A 14,655-nucleotide genomic window follows, 5' to 3' on the forward strand; every position below is an offset into this window, starting at 1 on the left:
AAGTAATTTAATGGCGTTTGTAGTTAGTAGGTTTTTTTCACTAGATCCTCAACGACTTCATTGTTTAGTAAGTCATTTAGTGAATCGAGTATCCCAAGCTCATCTAATCTCTTTATAACCTTAAGGAATTTAATAAGCGGCTCTAGGTATTCGGGCGTTAATACCTCAAGGAGCTTACTCTCAAACTCTAGCTGGTTCCCAACCACGTCACTCACCTATATAGGTAACGTAGTTTTGCGGGTTCCGTAGCCTCGAAGTAAGCCTCGAATATTGGATCCCAAAGCTCTGGGTATAGTATCATGTCCCAGTAGGTTGCCGCAAAGGCAACCTTAAACAAGTGGTTAATCCTGTTTATTGGGTATTTAATTGTTGGGTTATTGTAGTCGCTTATTACGAATGTGCCAAGGCCATAACCAACATCAAATGGGCAGTTGGTACGGCCCGTGTTGCGGGCATCCTCACCCTGAAGAATCCTGCGACAACGCCGGCCTATAGGTGAGCCGTGACGCCAGTCTTGGCAACGGGAAGTGCTGAGGCGTCGCCAATCACAAATGCGTCGTCAAACCCCTTAACCCTATTCGTAAACTTATCCGCCTGAACAAACCTATCACTATCAAGAACGTCCTCCGGCACGTACTTAATATCAACACCAACGTGCGGCGGTATGACTATTGCAGCATCAAACTTAAGCCCCTCACCCTCCATGGAGTAGCCAACCCTCTTCTCAGGGTCTATATGGTCAAGTGTATAGAAGGTTACGTACTCAATACCCCTCTCCTTAAGCAACGGCTCTATTAACTCGTTCATGGGCTCCGCAGGGTATGGCCTTGGGTAGAAGGTCGCGAAGATAATCCTCACCTTATCCCTCAAACCCCTCCTCCTGAAGAATTCCTCAGCAAGGAACGTACCCTCTAGCGGGCTTGGCGGGCATCTGTATGCCCCTGGACAAGTATTATCGCTAATGTACCCTCCCTCATGCTATTTAGCGTTTGCCAAACCCTCCAGGCATTCTCCTCATTGCTATGGTAATTACCAAACATCTCGGTCACCTTATCGAGCCCTGGAACCCTCGAGTAATCAACGGTGGCTCCTGTGGCTATCACCACGTAGTCATACCCAAGTCTCTTACCGTCCTCAAGTTCCACATACCTATCCTGAAGATTAACAACCCTTACACCGGACTGTATGAAGTTTACCCAGGGCTTAAGCACTGAGCGTATCTCACGCTTAATGGGCCTCCTGGAGCCCCTGAAGGCTATGTAGAGTAGCCAGGGCCAGAAGTAATTATAGGGTTGTTTATCTATAACCGTAACCTCAAACTCATCCCTTGGAAGCCTATTGGCGAGCATCGCGCCGCTCGTGCCACCTCCAATAATAATTACCCTCTTTTTAACCGTGGACATGGCAAACCGCCTTAATCACTTCTTGGCGGTCACCTTAATCACAGCGACTATTTTATCAGGCTCCTTCCTGAGTTCCAGGAGTTGGTTTCCGGTCCTCTGTATCCAAGCCTTTATGTCAGGCTCAAAGCCTGGGTCTGTGGCCCAGACCTCGATTAAGTCACCATTCCTTGCATTCTTATATGCCTTAACAACCTCTGTAATAGGCCCTGGGCAGGCAATGCCCCTGGCATTCACGAGAATCCTATTGCCCTGGCTCATGGCCATCACCTCATATGAAGAGTACCTGCCCTCCCTTGGCCATTTCCAGGAATGTCGTTACGCCAACGACATCATCAACCAGCGAAGGGTCAAAGTCCTCCTTCTTAAGGCCGGCTGCTGACGCCATCATCGAGCATACATAGACCTTGGCACCCATTTTCTTAGCCTCCCTGAGCATGTCTAGCCATGTCGGCGCCTTTATTTTTGCCATACCCTCCTGAAGCCTGGGGACGAATTGCTCAAACTCCTTAGGCCAAACAGGCGGTGTTGGGTTCTTTAACAACTTAAACATTGCCCATCCAGTGAAGAAGATATTCACCTCATAACCAAGTGCCGCGGCTGCCTGCGATATCACACCAACCGGTATTAACCTGTCCTCAGTCCCTGAGAACACGATCATACTTATCTTATCCTACCTGAGCTCATACGGAACATGAGGTATTCAAATGAATAAAAATAATAAAATCGGATGCAATTTATGCACCTGAAAAATAATCTTATAAAATCAAACAAAATGACTAGTAAAGAATAGATATAAAAATAAAACTATACAAAAATCATGGATCAATAATGCCCATACCCCGCAACTTACCGTGAAGATCCCTAATAATATTAAGGCAATGCCATAAACCGCGATTCAACAATACCCCTCACACGTTCGATGTCTATCGCGCCATACTCATGAACCACAATATTTCTAAACCTTACGATTCTCCTCAATAGATCTGCATTGTCGTTGCTTATCAAACCAGTCCTGCTTAATTCGTCTATACAGTGTATTGGGGTCTCCGAGGATATACCCATTAATGCGCAGGTATATAGAAGGTAATCGATTATTGCCTGGGCATGTACCTGTAATGCATGTAATACGGCATAGAGGTTGATTATATCGTCATAGTTAATACCCTGGTTTCTCATCCTATCGAGTAGCTCCACATGTAATGCGATTACTTCCAGAAGCCTATTGTGAAGCACCACCAACCACCCTATTCACGAGAGTCTCCGTATAGTTCAACTTAATACGCGATAGCATAAAATCATAGCAAACATTTATGGTCCTAACAAGTAATTCCCTGCCAACTTCGTCTTGGTAAATAATCCTACCATGCCTAAGGGCCTCCCACACAAGGAAGCAATTGGCACTTGAGGGATCACTTACCGGGTAAACATCAGCCTCCAAACCAACCCTCCTCTCGACGATTTCCATTATCCTCAGTACGGCATCGTCAATACCCGCATTACTACTCACGAACACCACCAAATCCACATCATTAGGCTTCCTACTCCATAAGGCGGACCCATGAATAATGACTAGGTTAATCCCAAGACCAGCCCAATCAATGTCCTTAAGGACCTCGGCAATATCCATGGCAATAATTTAAGTAAGGCGCCATAATATAAGTAATTAGGTCAAGAATGACCAAGAGCCCTTTATTAAGGCGTTCATTAATCAATTTGCATAAGGTGGGCGAGGGCTAGTACCTCAGGTCAAGGACCTACAGGGCTATGTGATTCTCAGACTTGAGAAGGCAATAGTCGAGCTCAACCTAGCCATCGAGCTCCTTAAGAGTGATTACAGCAGAATAGCCAAGCTGGGCAGGGAGAATGAGACCAATGAAATCCTAGAGAAAATAGAGGACCTAACCCATGGCCAATAAATTAAGGCACAACCCAACCAAGGATCTAACTCAACAACCCAAGACCAATCACCACCCATAAACAAAGCTATCATAAACCCAGTAATTAATGCACACGAACACAAAGAACCAAAACCAAAAGAACCAACAAGACAACCAAGGACCAAGCCACCAACAAGCCCACGGACCCAAAACAAACAAAACGCAAACATAATCAACCTGCATGGAGCCCCGGCCGGATTCGAACCCGGGAAGATGGGTGTCTGCATTAGAAACTGAACGCTGCAGCCCAACGCCTTAGCCTCTCGGCCACCGGGGCATTTTTATGTTCTTGTACGGGAGATTTAAGCCTTTCGGTAGGTTTGGTTTGAATATTTTTTATCCTTTATAATTCGGATCAAGTTCCGTCAATGCCCTGATTATTTGTTCTTTCTTTTTCTCATTCTTTGTCCTATTTAACATTTCATAAAGCTTAGGAATGACCGACATTTTAATATCTTCACGTGCCTTAACCTCATCCCAGGGAATTACAACCTTTACGCACTTCCCAGCCCTCCTCTTCCTAACATCAAAATTCTCACCGTATATTTGTTTTAATTGCTTAATAATTTTATGCACGTCAACCTCGTTGCACCTCACAACTCTTAGTTCGACGCCCCTCTTAAGAACATCTATAGAGAACCTTATACCAGCTATCTTAATTTGAGAGGTGCCCCTTATTGGCATTAAATTAATCATTCGTTTCAATTTATTCCACTTATCAATATTAAGAACATCAAATAACACCCTTATTACTGGTGGTATAGTGTCAAATATTTTCCTTGCCAAGTTAATGGCATTGTTACCTCTAATAAATATTGGAACCTCACCTTTCGCGCTGTTGAATATCTCATAGTCAATGTCATGATTTTTTTAACATGCTAAGAATCGGTTCCCATTCATTAAACTTAACCTGGCCAATGGATATTTTAATCACGGGCTTTAGCCTGGCTTTACTATTACTATGTTTTAGTAAGGTTACATTACCATCGCCAAGTATTACCGTACTCATAAACCTCAGTAAATTCTCATAATTAAATCCTCTAAGTATATCAATAGCCTTGTCTTTTAGCGAGACATAATCATTAGCCACTAAGTACCATTTGATTTTTACGTCGTTTTTGTTTATGTCGATGGCGTTGATGCTTATGTAGATTTTTCCTGGGTATAGTAGCATCCATAGTATGGCTTGCCATAGGTGTGCTGTTATCATTACTGGTTTGCCGTTTCTTGTTGTTTCGTCGGTTATTGCGAAGCCTAGTTTTAGTGGTGTGAGTGTTTCTTTTTCGAGTTTTTCGTACTCTTCTTTATCCAGTATTTCCTCGAATATGTTGGGTATTTCGATATTGATTCCCCTTAGCCCTTTGATCCTTAATTGTGTGGTTATTCCACTGTTATTTCGTATTTTGTTTATGTCCAGCGTTATGTGGTTTCTATAGACGTGGACCGCCAGGGTCTTGCTCGTCCTGTTTATTATTACTTGGGCCTTCCCGCTTATTATGTCTTGGATTAATTCAGCAACCTCATTTCCCAGCTTGCTTACCCAGTAGTTTCTTAGGTCGTTGTCTACCCTGTTTAATAGTGATTTGAGTATTTCTTTAATTGAGTTGATTATTAGCTTATGATATTCGTTCAGTTCTTCGTAGCTCCCAAGCCCATCGATTACCTCCTTAGCCTCATTTACGTAATTACTAATCCATTGATCCTCATAGAGCCCCCACTTCTCAATCTTGTCTATGGTCTCCTCAAGTAATTCAATTACTTCATCCCTAGTTGCCCTATCTGTCACGGACTCCCTTGCCACGCACTTCCTGCCTGGCCTGCAATTGCCATAGTAAATCCCTATATTGCCAGGGACCTTAGAAGCCATTGAGCATTCATATGTTTAATTAACCGTCTGCTTAATAAATTACTTTCAGTGCCTGGGTAGAAAGTACCCTTTTACGTGGTGGTTTGTCAATAAATGCCTGTTTCAGCCAAGGCTGAATTCATCACTTATCAGGCAGGGGTTTCACCATCAGTAATTTATTACTTGATTTTGTTAATTAATTCATTTCTTATTTCCTTACCGAGCTTCGTTAGTATTCCCCATGCAGCCAGCACTCCCGTGGCCGCAGCCACGTTAATGCCCCTGGAAAGCCCGGCGCCGTCTCCTGCTGCGAAGATACCGTCCACCGTGGTCTCCATGAACTTATTAACTACGGCTCTCATGCTGTAGTACTTAATCTCCGGCGCGTAGAGTAGGGTGTATTTTGAGGCTAGTCCAGGTATTACGTTGTCCACCTTATGGAGAAACTCCATTAAATTATCGAGGACCCTATGCGGTAGCGCCATCCCAATGTCACCCGGCGTCACGAATTTCAGGGTTGGCTCAATCACATTCCTCCTAATCCTATCCCAAGTCGATCTCCTACCGTCCTCAAGATCACCAAGTCTCTGAATTATCGGTCTACCACCGCCAAGCTTTGTGGCTAATCTCGCGATTGATTTACCATACTCTATTGTATCCTCCATCGGTCCGTGAGCCTTATCGAGGTTAATAATGCAAAGTTCGTATTTCCACTCCTCCTATCCACGTACGTCTCCCCATTAACGCCTACCGTGCCGTCATCATACCTCTCCATGACTACGAAACCCCCTGGATTAACACAGAATGTCCTGACCTTGTCGTCGTGGGACTTCGTGTACATGATGATCTTCGGGTCCATGTATAGGTTGGTCACGGGATCCATGACGTACTTAGGAACCTCAACCCTAACGCCAACATCGAGTGGATTAGGCATTAACTCAACGCCCAACCTCCTCGCCTCATCCCTAAACCACTCAGCCCCGGCCCTACCCGGCGCTATTAGTACCGTCCTCGCCTCAATAACGCCCCTCCTGGTCTTCAACGAGAAGTGGCCATCGCCCCTCTCAATACGCTCAACCGCAGTGCCAATGGCAAACTTAACACCTGCCTCCGTGAGGTATGAGACGAAGTTCTCAATGACCCTCGTAGAGCCGTCAGTACCAATGTGCCTCTGCCTAATGGGCACTAGTTGAGCGCCAACCCGAGCCAACGCCCTCTGATACTCCTCAAAGGCTGGTCCCTTGGCTCAAAGACCCTGTCCCGAGGCGCCCCGAACTTCAGGAAGACACTATCGATATAATCAATGAGTAGGTTAGCGGCGTCCCAACTATTGAGGATTTCCTGAAGATCACCACCAATGTCAGGCCTTAAATTAATGATGCCACTACTGAATAGCCCGGCACCGCCGATGCCATGCGTTATGTGGCATGGCACGCACACGCACTTACCAATCTTAGCCAACGGGCAATGCCTCTGCCTAGCATGTAGCCTTTATCGATCAATACGATGCTTACATCCCTCGTATTCTCAACGATTTCATACGCGGCAAACAGTCCTGCCGGGCCACCACCTATTATTGCCACGTCATAGATCATGGGCCCATCACCTCACGGCGCATGTCGATCATGTCCATGGAATCCTCCCCAGTCCCTATCAACGTGATTGGGACCCTCAACGCCTCACTAATATTCTCAAGCCACCTCCTCGCCTCAACAGGTAGGTCATCCCACCTCTTCTTACCATGTGCGTCCGGGAATAAAGCATCGAACTTGGTAATGGCTATTTGAGTCGGCCTATTAAGCATGACAGCCCTCCTAGCGAGGTCCATGTTAAATGGTGCGGCGCGCCTGGGCCTGCCCGTGACCGTGCCCCTCTCGGCCCAACCCCTCGCAATGACCTCCTCCATACTCAACTCACCAGGTAATTCACCAGCCCCAACCCTAGTTACGTAAGCCTTGAACACGAGGATAACGTCACTAACGAGCCTCGGGCTAACCCCAACCTCACTAATTACGCCAGCGGCCGTGGTGTCCCTGGAGGTTACGAACGGGTATGTGCCGTGGTAAAGACTTAGGAATGTGCCCTGTGTGCCCTCAATAATTACCTCGCCACCCCTATCTAACTCCTCATTGACCTCCTTACTAACGTCAGTTATTAATTCCCTGAGCTCGGGGAATTCCTTAGCAGTCTTCAAGACCCTCAATACCCTATCAACCATCGCGGCACCCACGCCCTGGCCTGTCGAACCAATAACCTTCATTAAGTACTCATTGCTCCTCTCACTCTCCACATGCCTATCCTCAATAACGCCAGTATTAGCGTCAACCCAAACCCTACCCCTACTACCTGTCTCCTCGATCTCCCTGAATAATACGTCAACCTTGAGCAATGCGCCAGGCGCTATCATGAGCCTCGTGGTTTCATTAACAAAGCATGATGGTAATATCCTAAGCTTCCAAGTCCTCCCATTATAATTAACCGTGTGCCCAGCATTTATGGAGCCGGTCCTGACGCATATGCTTGGTTTATCCACAAGTCCTAGGTAGGACACTACCTTGCCCTTACCCTCATCGCCAAACCAACCACCGACAACAACAATTAACGGCACTTTTTAATTAATGGCATTAACACTTATTTAAACATTGCTTCAGCAAATGCGCATAATACATGAGTCATCATTATTAATTAAGTTTTTAAATAACGACGTGGATAAGAACTGTGGATTCCATATCACCACTTGATGATAGGTATTACGAGGAATTGAGAGATTACGCAGCGGCTGTATCCGAGAGGGCATTCACGAAGTATAGGCTAAGGATTGAGGTTCTATACCTCAACTTCTTGATTAATCTGTTAAGCAGAACTGGCCTGGCGAAGCCATTGACCGATGGTGAGAGGGAGAGATTACTTTCGCTAAGATTTAACGATGATGATTATGGGAGGTTTAAGGAGATTGAAGGTAAGCTCGGCCATGATGTTAAGGCGATTGAGTACCTACTCAGGGAGAAACTGGGCAATGCTGGCCTTGGTAGGATAGCCCATTTAACACACCTTGGCCTGACCTCCGAAGACGTAAATAACCTGGCCCTTGGAATCCTCGTCAGGATAGCCGTATATAATTACCTAATGCCTGAACTAACCGAGTTGTTAAGTGTCATGGTAACCCTAATGGATAGGTACGCCGGCTTACCAATGCTTGGGAGAACCCATGGACAGCCAGCAACACCAACAACCCTCGGTAAGGAAATTGCGTACCACGCCTGCAGGTTAACCCACTGGCTCAGCGTGATCACAGACATTAAGTTGCAGGGTAAGGTTTCAGGGGCCACTGGCTCAATGGCGAGTTTCTCAATGATTAGTAGGGACATTGATTGGATTGAAGAGTTGAGTAGGTTTGTTAGGGATCTTGGTTTCGAACCTGCGATAGTCACGACCCAAATATTACCGCCTGACTCACTGACTCACTTATTAACATCCATTGGACTAATGTCCCAGGCACTCATTAACCTAGCCCAGGACCTGTGGATGTACAACATGCTTGGTTACGTACGCATCGGCGGTAAACCAATAGGCTCGTCCACAATGCCCCATAAGGTAAACCCAGTGGATCTGGAGAATGCCGAGGGTAATCTAAAGCTTGGTTCCTCAATACTCATGGAGATAAGTAGGCATATCCAGGTAAGTAGGCTTCAGAGGGATTTAAGTGATTCAACGATTAAGAGGAATGTTGGGCTTGGCATTGGTCACGTAATACTCGGTGTGAGGAGGTTAAGTGCCGTATTGAGAAGTATCAACGTTGATGAGGATGCCATAAATAGGGACTTGAACAATCATTGGGAGGTGCTCAGCGAGGCTGTCCAGGTTAGGCTCAGGGCATTGGGAATGGCTGACGCCTATGAAAAGGCATTAACAATATTCAGGGGGTCCAGAATGGGTGCGGAGGATTATGGAAGGGCACTGGGTGAATTAGGTGTTAATGATGAGGCCCTACGTGCGTTAAGCCCAGGTAAATACATTGGTTATGCCAGGGAGTTAACCATGAACTGCGTAAGCCATTGTAAATACGTGCTGGAGATAGTTAAGTCTAGGGTTAATTATGAGATTAATACCATGAAATCCCTCGGATTCCTTGAGCAGTAATACTGCTTAACGTGTTTGATTAAAATAACTCATGCAGTAATTAAAGCCGTTAATGAGCATAGTTATGTGCAGAGCAATAAGTATGAACTAAGGAGGATGTTGATGGGAATTACCGTGAAGGAATTAGACATGGTAATAGTGGATAATGAGCATACATATAGATTAATGATTAGGGGAGTTGATGACTGCGTGCGATTAATCCTATTGAGTGATGATTATGAAATAATAGAGAGTAAATGCCTGCATGAAGTTAAATTAGGTACAATAATAAGTTTCCTAAGGAAGGCACTACCGCATTAAACGAACCACCTCATTATTAGTGTCAGGATAAAGCCAATGACCAAGGCAACGATCATTGACGGTAAAGCCTCAGCAACCCTCTTTAACCTAACCCAAAACCTCCTAACAGCACTCGGTCTCCTATAGATAATGAACTCAATACTCAACGAACTAAGGCTACCCCTGACATAATAAGCCCTAACCACACCCCTAAACCCTGAGTCACGCAAATCCTCCACAAGCCTAGTCAAAGCCCTACTAGGCACTATGATAAAGTAATAATAACTAATTAATATAAGTTATTTCTATGAACAATTATGAGTCGAATATGATTAAAAGGCCTAACACGTTCATACCGCTACAAGACCTAACTGCTTATTAATAATAAAATTAAAATTTAAAAATCCATAATAAATCTAGTTACTAGCCCTACTATGATTGAGGAAACAAAGATTACTAGGAATTATCAAATAACGATACCAGCATCCATTAGGAGGAAACTTGGATTAAAAGTTGGTGACACACTCATAGTTAGGCTCGAGGGTGATCGAATAATTCTCGAACCAAAGAGGGGGAGCATCACAGAGATAAAGATTAGACTGGGAAGAAGGATAGATTGGAGGTATGTTGAGGAGACCATAAGGGAAGTAATCGAGAAGAGGTAGTATGAGTTTCGTAGTTGATACGAACGTAATTATTGCCGTAATTTTAGAGGATGATGTAAACCACGATAAAGCGGTAAATACTTGGAATTCCCTAAGTGAAGCCTACGTACCAACAATCTCACTCATAGAATTAGGTTACTTCTTTATTAGGCATAAAATCAACCTAAGTATTATAGGCGAGGTTTTACGAGATCCTAAGATTAAGGTCGTTGAAAATAACGCGCAGGACATATACTTCGCCATTAATTATAGGGATTACATTAGGCATTACGATGACTTCAACGACTTATTAATACTGAGTACGGCATTAAGGTTAAACCTGCCGTTAATTACGTTCGACGATGAATTACTAAATCTATACCGTAAACTTAAGTCGTAAGCATGTAAAATAAAACATTGTTTTTAACATTTATTTTCAATTACTAAAACATTAGACATCACTGCTTACCGTAGTCCTTAACAACCCTGCCAAAATCAAGTATATAATCAAAAGTCCCATATACGCACTTAATGATTCTCCTCGGCCCCAACCTATAGAGAGGGTCAATATCACTCCTATTATTAAACACCAAGGTGCAGGGACCAGTCCAAACACTCTTCGGAGTCAACCTATGCCTATACCTATCAACCAATTGGATTAGCGGCTCAGCACCATCACCAGCCGGTGGAATAACCTTAAGGGCAAGCCTAGTGATTGGCAGTGGCTCAATCTTAGCAGGCTCCTCGGGCCTAATAACAGCAGTGACAAGTCTCAATCCCTCAGGTCTCTCCAGGAATCCATAGACCAAGTCAAAACTCCTCTTAATATCGAGGACCGCAAATTTTTTTAGGTACGCCCCATATCTCCCTGCCTGCGGCTAAACCAACGTCACTATTAACATAGTTATAAGCCGTATAGTACTTCTCCTGGCCGTCAAGAAGTACCTTAATGTCAACCGCAAACTCATTATAAGGCCCCAGAGTACTAAATGGGAATTTAAAGAACGTGATAATGGCCTCAGTAGGTACTGGAAGTTCTAGATCCTCAGGAATAACTTCAGAAGCACCATCTGGATCAGCCTCAAAGAACACCTGGAGAACCTCAGCATCAGGGAAATATTGCGGCAATTTCGCAAAAAGTGGCGTATTACCCGGCATTGACCATAACGATTTTACAGGAAGTTTACCTCTGATTCTTTGAGTAGTCATATTGAATTAAAATATGATGGGGTCATTATTTAAATAATTCAGTGGGGTCTTAATACCGTGTCTCTTGATTGGTTTAGGGCTTTGAGGGATGTGGTTGTCTCTAGCCTTAGGGATTCGTGGCTTCCGTTTCCTGTTGATAGGTCTATCTGCACGAGGTGGAGGGAGGGCTTATCCTTCGATAGTGATAGTAATACCATACTCTATACCTCATGCCTTTACCAACTGGCTTCTGTCATTGAGAGGGCTGTGGCTGAGCTTGAGAGGTTTGGCGTTACTAAGGGTGGTGCCTTGGCTAGGTTTACGGCCATTGGCGCGAAGATCCTCGGTAAAGCATTGCTTAGGCCCAGTGATGAGGAGCTTGATAGGGCTAATAGGGTGGTTAGGGGTATTTACGGCATGCTCAGGGCATTGGGGATCAGGTTCAGGGTACTCGATAATGAACCCTACAGCGGTGCGCTACTTTACGAGCTTGGCTTTGTGAATGAATTCGCGGATTATGCGAAAAGCGTTTACAAGGTCTTTAGGGATAATAATGTTAAGGAGGTAATAACAATTGACCCGCACACCCAGTACACGCTTGAGAGACTCTACCCAAGGTATGTGCCTGAATTCAATATTAAGGTTAGAAGCTACCTGGACTACCTGGACCCAGGTAGGGTTAGGGTAAAGCTCGGTGAGTTCACGATCCATGACTCATGCCTATACGCAAGGTACCTAAATAAGTACGACTTGATTAGGGGCCTGTTTAGGGGTAAGGCCGATGTTAGGGAGGACCCGGTAATAACTGGTAAGGACACCTCGCACTGCTGTGGTGGGCCTATTGAATCGACGTATCCCGAGGTTGCGGGTAAGGTGGCTAGTAATAGGGTTAGGGAGTTGGCTAGGCTCTCTAAGAACGTGGTTGTCCAATGCCCGATCTGCTACGTGAACCTGAGAAGAGGCGTTAAGCTCAGTGGTGTTGAGGTTAATCTCTACGATATTGCCGAGGTCATCGAGGTGATTGGGTGATGATGAGTATTAAGGAGATCTACGAGGAAGTTAAAAAAATGTATGTATTGCGGCTTTTGTGAGTTTCCATGCCCAACATTCAACGCCCTACGTAGTAGGCTTATGGGCCTAGGGGCAGGGTTAACCTAATCAAGGCCTTAATTGAGGGTGGTTTTGGGCAGGGCAAGGACGTGGGGCTTAATAGTGACGTTGTTAACCCAATAATGACTTGCCTACACTGCGCGGCCTGCGATACCCAGTGCCCAGCGGGTATTAGGATTGCTGATGTAATACATAGTTTCAAGGCAATTATCCTGGAGACAATACTTAAGTAGTGGTGATTCGAAATGAAGGGCATGTCCCAGGGTAGGGGTGACGTGATTAGGGAGCTTGAGGCCGTGTTTAAGGATAGGCTATTCACCGAGCCCCATGTACTAGCCTATACAGCCATGATGCGTCCTCGGAGGTTGGTGTTAAGCCGATGGCTGTTGTTCAGCCTGTGAGTGTTGATGAGGTTGTTAAGGTCGTGAAGCTCGCCATTGATTACGGCTTCAAAATAGTACCAGTTGGCTCATCAACAAGCCTATCTGGTAACGCGACGCCAAAGCTTGAGAATACGGTGATAGTCTCCCTGGAGAGGATGAACTCGATAATCGAGGTCTCAGACATTGACTGGTACGCGAGGTTCAGCCCGGGATTAAGGTTGACGAGTTAAACCTAGAGTTAATGGGTTATGGCCTTCAATGGCCTGTTGACCCTGCATCATCTAAGACGGCTACCGTGGGCGGCGTTATTAGTAATGGTGGTGGTGGAATGCGTGGTGCTAAGTATGGACCTGCCTCCCACTGGGTTCTCGGTCTTGAGGCCGTGATTGGGACCGGCGATATTATTAGGGTTGGTTGTAGGACTGTTAAGTGCAGGGAGGGCTACAACCTGGTCCAGGTGTTCATTGGTTCCGAGGGGACCCTGGGCATAGTAACCGAGGCAACGCTCAGGTTAGCGCCATTACCGGAGTCCTTCGTGGGCGTTATGGCTAGGTTCAGGGATGCGGAGTCCCTGGTCAATGCGGTGATTAGGGTTAGGAGGGATAGGCTGTGGCCCATGGTCACGGAATTCATCGACGACATAACAGCCAGATACTAAACCTTGAGCCAGTTACTACCTGTGGATTGGTGTCGACACATACACGGGCAGTGAGCAGCAAGTACTGACTAAGCTCGGCAATGATATTTCCCTAAGCGGTGGTGAAATAGTTAATAGGGCATCCACCTGGCAGGAATTCTCAAAGATACTAGAACCAAGGAGGATGCTCTACTCAGCCACGCTCAAGGCCGCATTCAATGACTATGGCACCGACGTCTTCGTGGCATTCGAGGATATCGCAGTACCAATGAGCAAACTACCGGAGGCCGTTAGGGAGGTCCAGGCATTGGGTAGGAAGTACAACGTTAGGATGAATCTGGGCGGGCACATTGGTGATGGAAACCTACACCCAGCAGTTTGGGCTAGGCGCTCGGACAGAGATGAGATGGATAGGGTCATGAGGTTCTTCGATGATGTTGGTAAACTTGCCGTAAGGCTTAATGGCACGGTTAGTGCCGAGCACGGTATCGGGACTCAGAAGAAGGGGTTGTTGAGGGAGGCAATTGGTAGTAAGAATGATGGTAATAGTGATACGGTCATTGGGTTAATGAGGAGCATTAAGAAAATCTTCGACCTTACGGAATATTCAACCCAGGAAAAATCTTCGACTAAAACCAAATGATTTTTAATTCATTACCATAATAATTTTTGAATTACTCATGGTCAGAACTGGAGGCCTTATTGATAGTATCTTGACAATATCGCCGGGTCCAATACCGTACAACTCCCTAACGCCTCTCGGTATCGTGAACTGCCTAGAGTCGGTGTGCCTAGTCCTCAACAACCTAACACCCTTTAGCTCAATTATGAAGCCCTTATACTCAAGCTCGACATCCGCGAACCTCAGGTGAGTAATGCCCAACGCCCTAACCAGGCTGGCCGGTAGCAGGACTTGGTTGTTTATGTATACCCTAACAGTGAAGGGTAGTGTGGTCACGTTGAACCTCTCCAACCTCCTACGTACAGTCACCCTAACAACCACGTCTACCACCGATCAGTTCCTCAACACTACCACACTTAAGTAATACTCCGTGGAAAACACGTGAAACCAAATTGAAAAAGCACCA

The 14,655-nt window shown here is 45.5% G+C and carries 22 protein-coding genes and 3 pseudogenes; 10 read left to right on the forward strand and 15 right to left on the reverse strand.

Annotation, left to right across the window (positions count from 1 at the left end):
- Positions 1-23: 23 nt before the first annotated feature.
- The 7 genes from JCM16161_RS13940 to JCM16161_RS01775 all read right to left on the reverse strand — a co-directional run bounded on the left by JCM16161_RS13940 (position 24) and on the right by JCM16161_RS01775 (position 3,030).
- Positions 24-206: a hypothetical protein gene (locus JCM16161_RS13940; RefSeq protein ID WP_243668514.1), complete on the reverse strand. Its 183-nt coding sequence runs from the start codon at positions 204-206 to the stop codon at positions 24-26.
- 283 nt (positions 207-489) lie between these two features.
- Positions 490-858 (reverse strand): hypothetical protein, encoded by a 369-nt coding sequence (locus tag JCM16161_RS13945; protein ID WP_243668516.1) that lies wholly within the window; start codon positions 856-858, stop codon positions 490-492.
- A gap of 53 nt (positions 859-911) precedes the next feature.
- Positions 912-1,403: an FAD-dependent oxidoreductase gene (locus JCM16161_RS13950; protein WP_243668518.1), complete on the reverse strand. Its 492-nt coding sequence runs from the start codon at positions 1,401-1,403 to the stop codon at positions 912-914.
- A 15-nt stretch (positions 1,404-1,418) separates the two neighbouring features.
- On the reverse strand, positions 1,419-1,667 hold the full coding sequence (locus JCM16161_RS01760) for a sulfurtransferase TusA family protein (protein ID WP_054854879.1): 249 nt from the start codon (positions 1,665-1,667) through the stop codon (positions 1,419-1,421).
- Positions 1,668-1,671: 4 nt separating this feature from the next.
- Positions 1,672-2,061 carry a DsrE/DsrF/DrsH-like family protein gene (locus JCM16161_RS01765; protein WP_054854791.1) on the reverse strand — a complete coding sequence of 130 codons (390 nt, stop codon included), beginning with the start codon at positions 2,059-2,061 and terminating at the stop codon, positions 1,672-1,674.
- Between the two features lie 212 nt (positions 2,062-2,273).
- Complete coding sequence (locus tag JCM16161_RS01770) at positions 2,274-2,639, reverse strand: DUF86 domain-containing protein (protein WP_243668520.1); 366 nt, start codon at positions 2,637-2,639, stop codon at positions 2,274-2,276.
- Positions 2,623-3,030, reverse strand: a complete 408-nt coding sequence (locus JCM16161_RS01775) for a hypothetical protein (RefSeq protein ID WP_054854792.1) — start codon at positions 3,028-3,030, stop codon at positions 2,623-2,625. The genes JCM16161_RS01770 and JCM16161_RS01775 overlap by 17 nt, the downstream gene beginning before the upstream one ends.
- 139 nt (positions 3,031-3,169) lie before the next feature.
- Between JCM16161_RS01775 and JCM16161_RS13955 the strand changes: the two genes are divergently transcribed.
- Positions 3,170-3,319: a hypothetical protein gene (locus JCM16161_RS13955; RefSeq protein WP_243668522.1), complete on the forward strand. Its 150-nt coding sequence runs from the start codon at positions 3,170-3,172 to the stop codon at positions 3,317-3,319.
- Between the two features lie 357 nt (positions 3,320-3,676).
- Here the strand turns inward: JCM16161_RS13955 and JCM16161_RS01785 are convergent, their stop codons facing one another.
- From JCM16161_RS01785 to JCM16161_RS01800, 4 genes and pseudogenes are all read right to left on the reverse strand, one after another.
- Positions 3,677-4,126: a hypothetical protein gene (locus tag JCM16161_RS01785; RefSeq protein WP_054854793.1), complete on the reverse strand. Its 450-nt coding sequence runs from the start codon at positions 4,124-4,126 to the stop codon at positions 3,677-3,679.
- Positions 4,127-4,199: 73 nt separating this feature from the next.
- Complete coding sequence (locus JCM16161_RS01790; RefSeq protein ID WP_054854794.1) at positions 4,200-5,207, reverse strand: hypothetical protein; 1,008 nt, start codon at positions 5,205-5,207, stop codon at positions 4,200-4,202.
- A 158-nt stretch (positions 5,208-5,365) separates the two neighbouring features.
- Positions 5,366-6,781: pseudogene (locus JCM16161_RS01795) on the reverse strand (NAD(P)/FAD-dependent oxidoreductase).
- On the reverse strand, positions 6,778-7,794 hold the full coding sequence (locus JCM16161_RS01800) for an adenylosuccinate synthetase (protein ID WP_054854795.1): 1,017 nt from the start codon (positions 7,792-7,794) through the stop codon (positions 6,778-6,780). Before JCM16161_RS01800 ends, JCM16161_RS01795 begins: the two are co-directional and overlap by 4 nt.
- A 110-nt stretch (positions 7,795-7,904) precedes the next feature.
- Here JCM16161_RS01800 and purB point away from each other — a divergent pair, with 110 nt between their 5' ends.
- On the forward strand, positions 7,905-9,326 hold the full coding sequence (gene purB, locus JCM16161_RS01805; RefSeq protein WP_054854796.1) for an adenylosuccinate lyase: 1,422 nt from the start codon (positions 7,905-7,907) through the stop codon (positions 9,324-9,326).
- Between the two features lie 15 nt (positions 9,327-9,341).
- On the forward strand, positions 9,342-9,626 hold the full coding sequence (locus JCM16161_RS01810) for a hypothetical protein (protein WP_243668523.1): 285 nt from the start codon (positions 9,342-9,344) through the stop codon (positions 9,624-9,626).
- Here the strand turns inward: JCM16161_RS01810 and JCM16161_RS01815 are convergent.
- Positions 9,623-9,871: a hypothetical protein gene (locus tag JCM16161_RS01815; protein WP_054854797.1), complete on the reverse strand. Its 249-nt coding sequence runs from the start codon at positions 9,869-9,871 to the stop codon at positions 9,623-9,625. The two genes, JCM16161_RS01810 and JCM16161_RS01815, sit on opposite strands and share 4 nt — an antisense overlap.
- A gap of 168 nt (positions 9,872-10,039) precedes the next feature.
- On the opposite strand from JCM16161_RS01815, the gene JCM16161_RS01820 reads away from it, so the two are divergent.
- Together JCM16161_RS01820 and JCM16161_RS01825 are read left to right on the forward strand one after the other, a co-directional pair.
- A complete protein-coding gene (locus JCM16161_RS01820; RefSeq protein WP_054854798.1) occupies positions 10,040-10,270 on the forward strand; it encodes an AbrB/MazE/SpoVT family DNA-binding domain-containing protein in 231 nt (76 codons plus the stop codon).
- Between the two features lies 1 nt (position 10,271).
- A complete protein-coding gene (locus JCM16161_RS01825; RefSeq protein WP_054854799.1) occupies positions 10,272-10,649 on the forward strand; it encodes a type II toxin-antitoxin system VapC family toxin in 378 nt (125 codons plus the stop codon).
- A 58-nt stretch (positions 10,650-10,707) separates the two neighbouring features.
- On the opposite strand, the gene JCM16161_RS13960 is transcribed toward JCM16161_RS01825, so the two are convergent.
- Positions 10,708-11,076 (reverse strand): acetoacetate decarboxylase family protein, encoded by a 369-nt coding sequence (locus JCM16161_RS13960; RefSeq protein WP_243668694.1) that lies wholly within the window; start codon positions 11,074-11,076, stop codon positions 10,708-10,710.
- A complete protein-coding gene (locus JCM16161_RS13965) occupies positions 11,072-11,407 on the reverse strand; it encodes an acetoacetate decarboxylase family protein (protein WP_243668525.1) in 336 nt (111 codons plus the stop codon). The genes JCM16161_RS13960 and JCM16161_RS13965 overlap by 5 nt, the downstream gene beginning before the upstream one ends.
- Positions 11,408-11,515: 108 nt before the next feature.
- Between JCM16161_RS13965 and JCM16161_RS01835 the strand changes: the two genes are divergently transcribed.
- The 5 genes and pseudogenes from JCM16161_RS01835 to JCM16161_RS13980 all read left to right on the forward strand — a co-directional run bounded on the left by JCM16161_RS01835 (position 11,516) and on the right by JCM16161_RS13980 (position 14,210).
- On the forward strand, positions 11,516-12,466 hold the full coding sequence (locus JCM16161_RS01835; RefSeq protein ID WP_054854800.1) for a (Fe-S)-binding protein: 951 nt from the start codon (positions 11,516-11,518) through the stop codon (positions 12,464-12,466).
- A gap of 42 nt (positions 12,467-12,508) precedes the next feature.
- Positions 12,509-12,780: pseudogene (locus JCM16161_RS01840) on the forward strand ((Fe-S)-binding protein).
- Positions 12,781-12,801: 21 nt separating this feature from the next.
- Positions 12,802-12,948: a hypothetical protein gene (locus tag JCM16161_RS13970; RefSeq protein WP_243668527.1), complete on the forward strand. Its 147-nt coding sequence runs from the start codon at positions 12,802-12,804 to the stop codon at positions 12,946-12,948.
- Positions 12,927-13,588: pseudogene (locus tag JCM16161_RS13975) on the forward strand (FAD-binding oxidoreductase). The gene JCM16161_RS13970 and the pseudogene JCM16161_RS13975 overlap by 22 nt, the downstream one beginning before the upstream one ends.
- Before the next feature lie 145 nt (positions 13,589-13,733).
- Entirely contained in the window at positions 13,734-14,210 is a 477-nt protein-coding gene (locus JCM16161_RS13980) for a hypothetical protein (protein WP_243668696.1), read from the forward strand.
- Between the two features lie 3 nt (positions 14,211-14,213).
- Here the strand turns inward: JCM16161_RS13980 and JCM16161_RS01850 are convergent, their stop codons facing one another.
- Positions 14,214-14,579 carry an AbrB/MazE/SpoVT family DNA-binding domain-containing protein gene (locus tag JCM16161_RS01850; RefSeq protein ID WP_054854801.1) on the reverse strand — a complete coding sequence of 122 codons (366 nt, stop codon included), beginning with the start codon at positions 14,577-14,579 and terminating at the stop codon, positions 14,214-14,216.
- Positions 14,580-14,655 lie beyond the last annotated feature (76 nt).

It is taken from the genome of Vulcanisaeta sp. JCM 16161, assembly GCF_001316285.1.

Bases quoted from the DNA above. Each gene is read 5' to 3' on its own strand.
- JCM16161_RS13950 (WP_243668518.1), bottom strand. From the start codon at position 1,403: ATGTCCACGGTTAAAAAGAGGGTAATTATTATTGGAGGTGGCACGAGC.
- JCM16161_RS13965 (WP_243668525.1), bottom strand. From the start codon at position 11,407: ATGCCGGGTAATACGCCACTTTTTGCGAAATTGCCGCAATATTTCCCT.
- JCM16161_RS01760 (WP_054854879.1), bottom strand. From the start codon at position 1,667: ATGGCCATGAGCCAGGGCAATAGGATTCTCGTGAATGCCAGGGGCATT.
- JCM16161_RS01765 (WP_054854791.1), bottom strand. From the start codon at position 2,061: ATGATCGTGTTCTCAGGGACTGAGGACAGGTTAATACCGGTTGGTGTG.
- JCM16161_RS13970 (WP_243668527.1), top strand. From the start codon at position 12,802: ATGTCCCAGGGTAGGGGTGACGTGATTAGGGAGCTTGAGGCCGTGTTT.
- JCM16161_RS01820 (WP_054854798.1), top strand. From the start codon at position 10,040: ATGATTGAGGAAACAAAGATTACTAGGAATTATCAAATAACGATACCA.
- JCM16161_RS01790 (WP_054854794.1), bottom strand. From the start codon at position 5,207: ATGGCTTCTAAGGTCCCTGGCAATATAGGGATTTACTATGGCAATTGC.
- JCM16161_RS01775 (WP_054854792.1), bottom strand. From the start codon at position 3,030: ATGGATATTGCCGAGGTCCTTAAGGACATTGATTGGGCTGGTCTTGGG.
- JCM16161_RS01825 (WP_054854799.1), top strand. From the start codon at position 10,272: ATGAGTTTCGTAGTTGATACGAACGTAATTATTGCCGTAATTTTAGAG.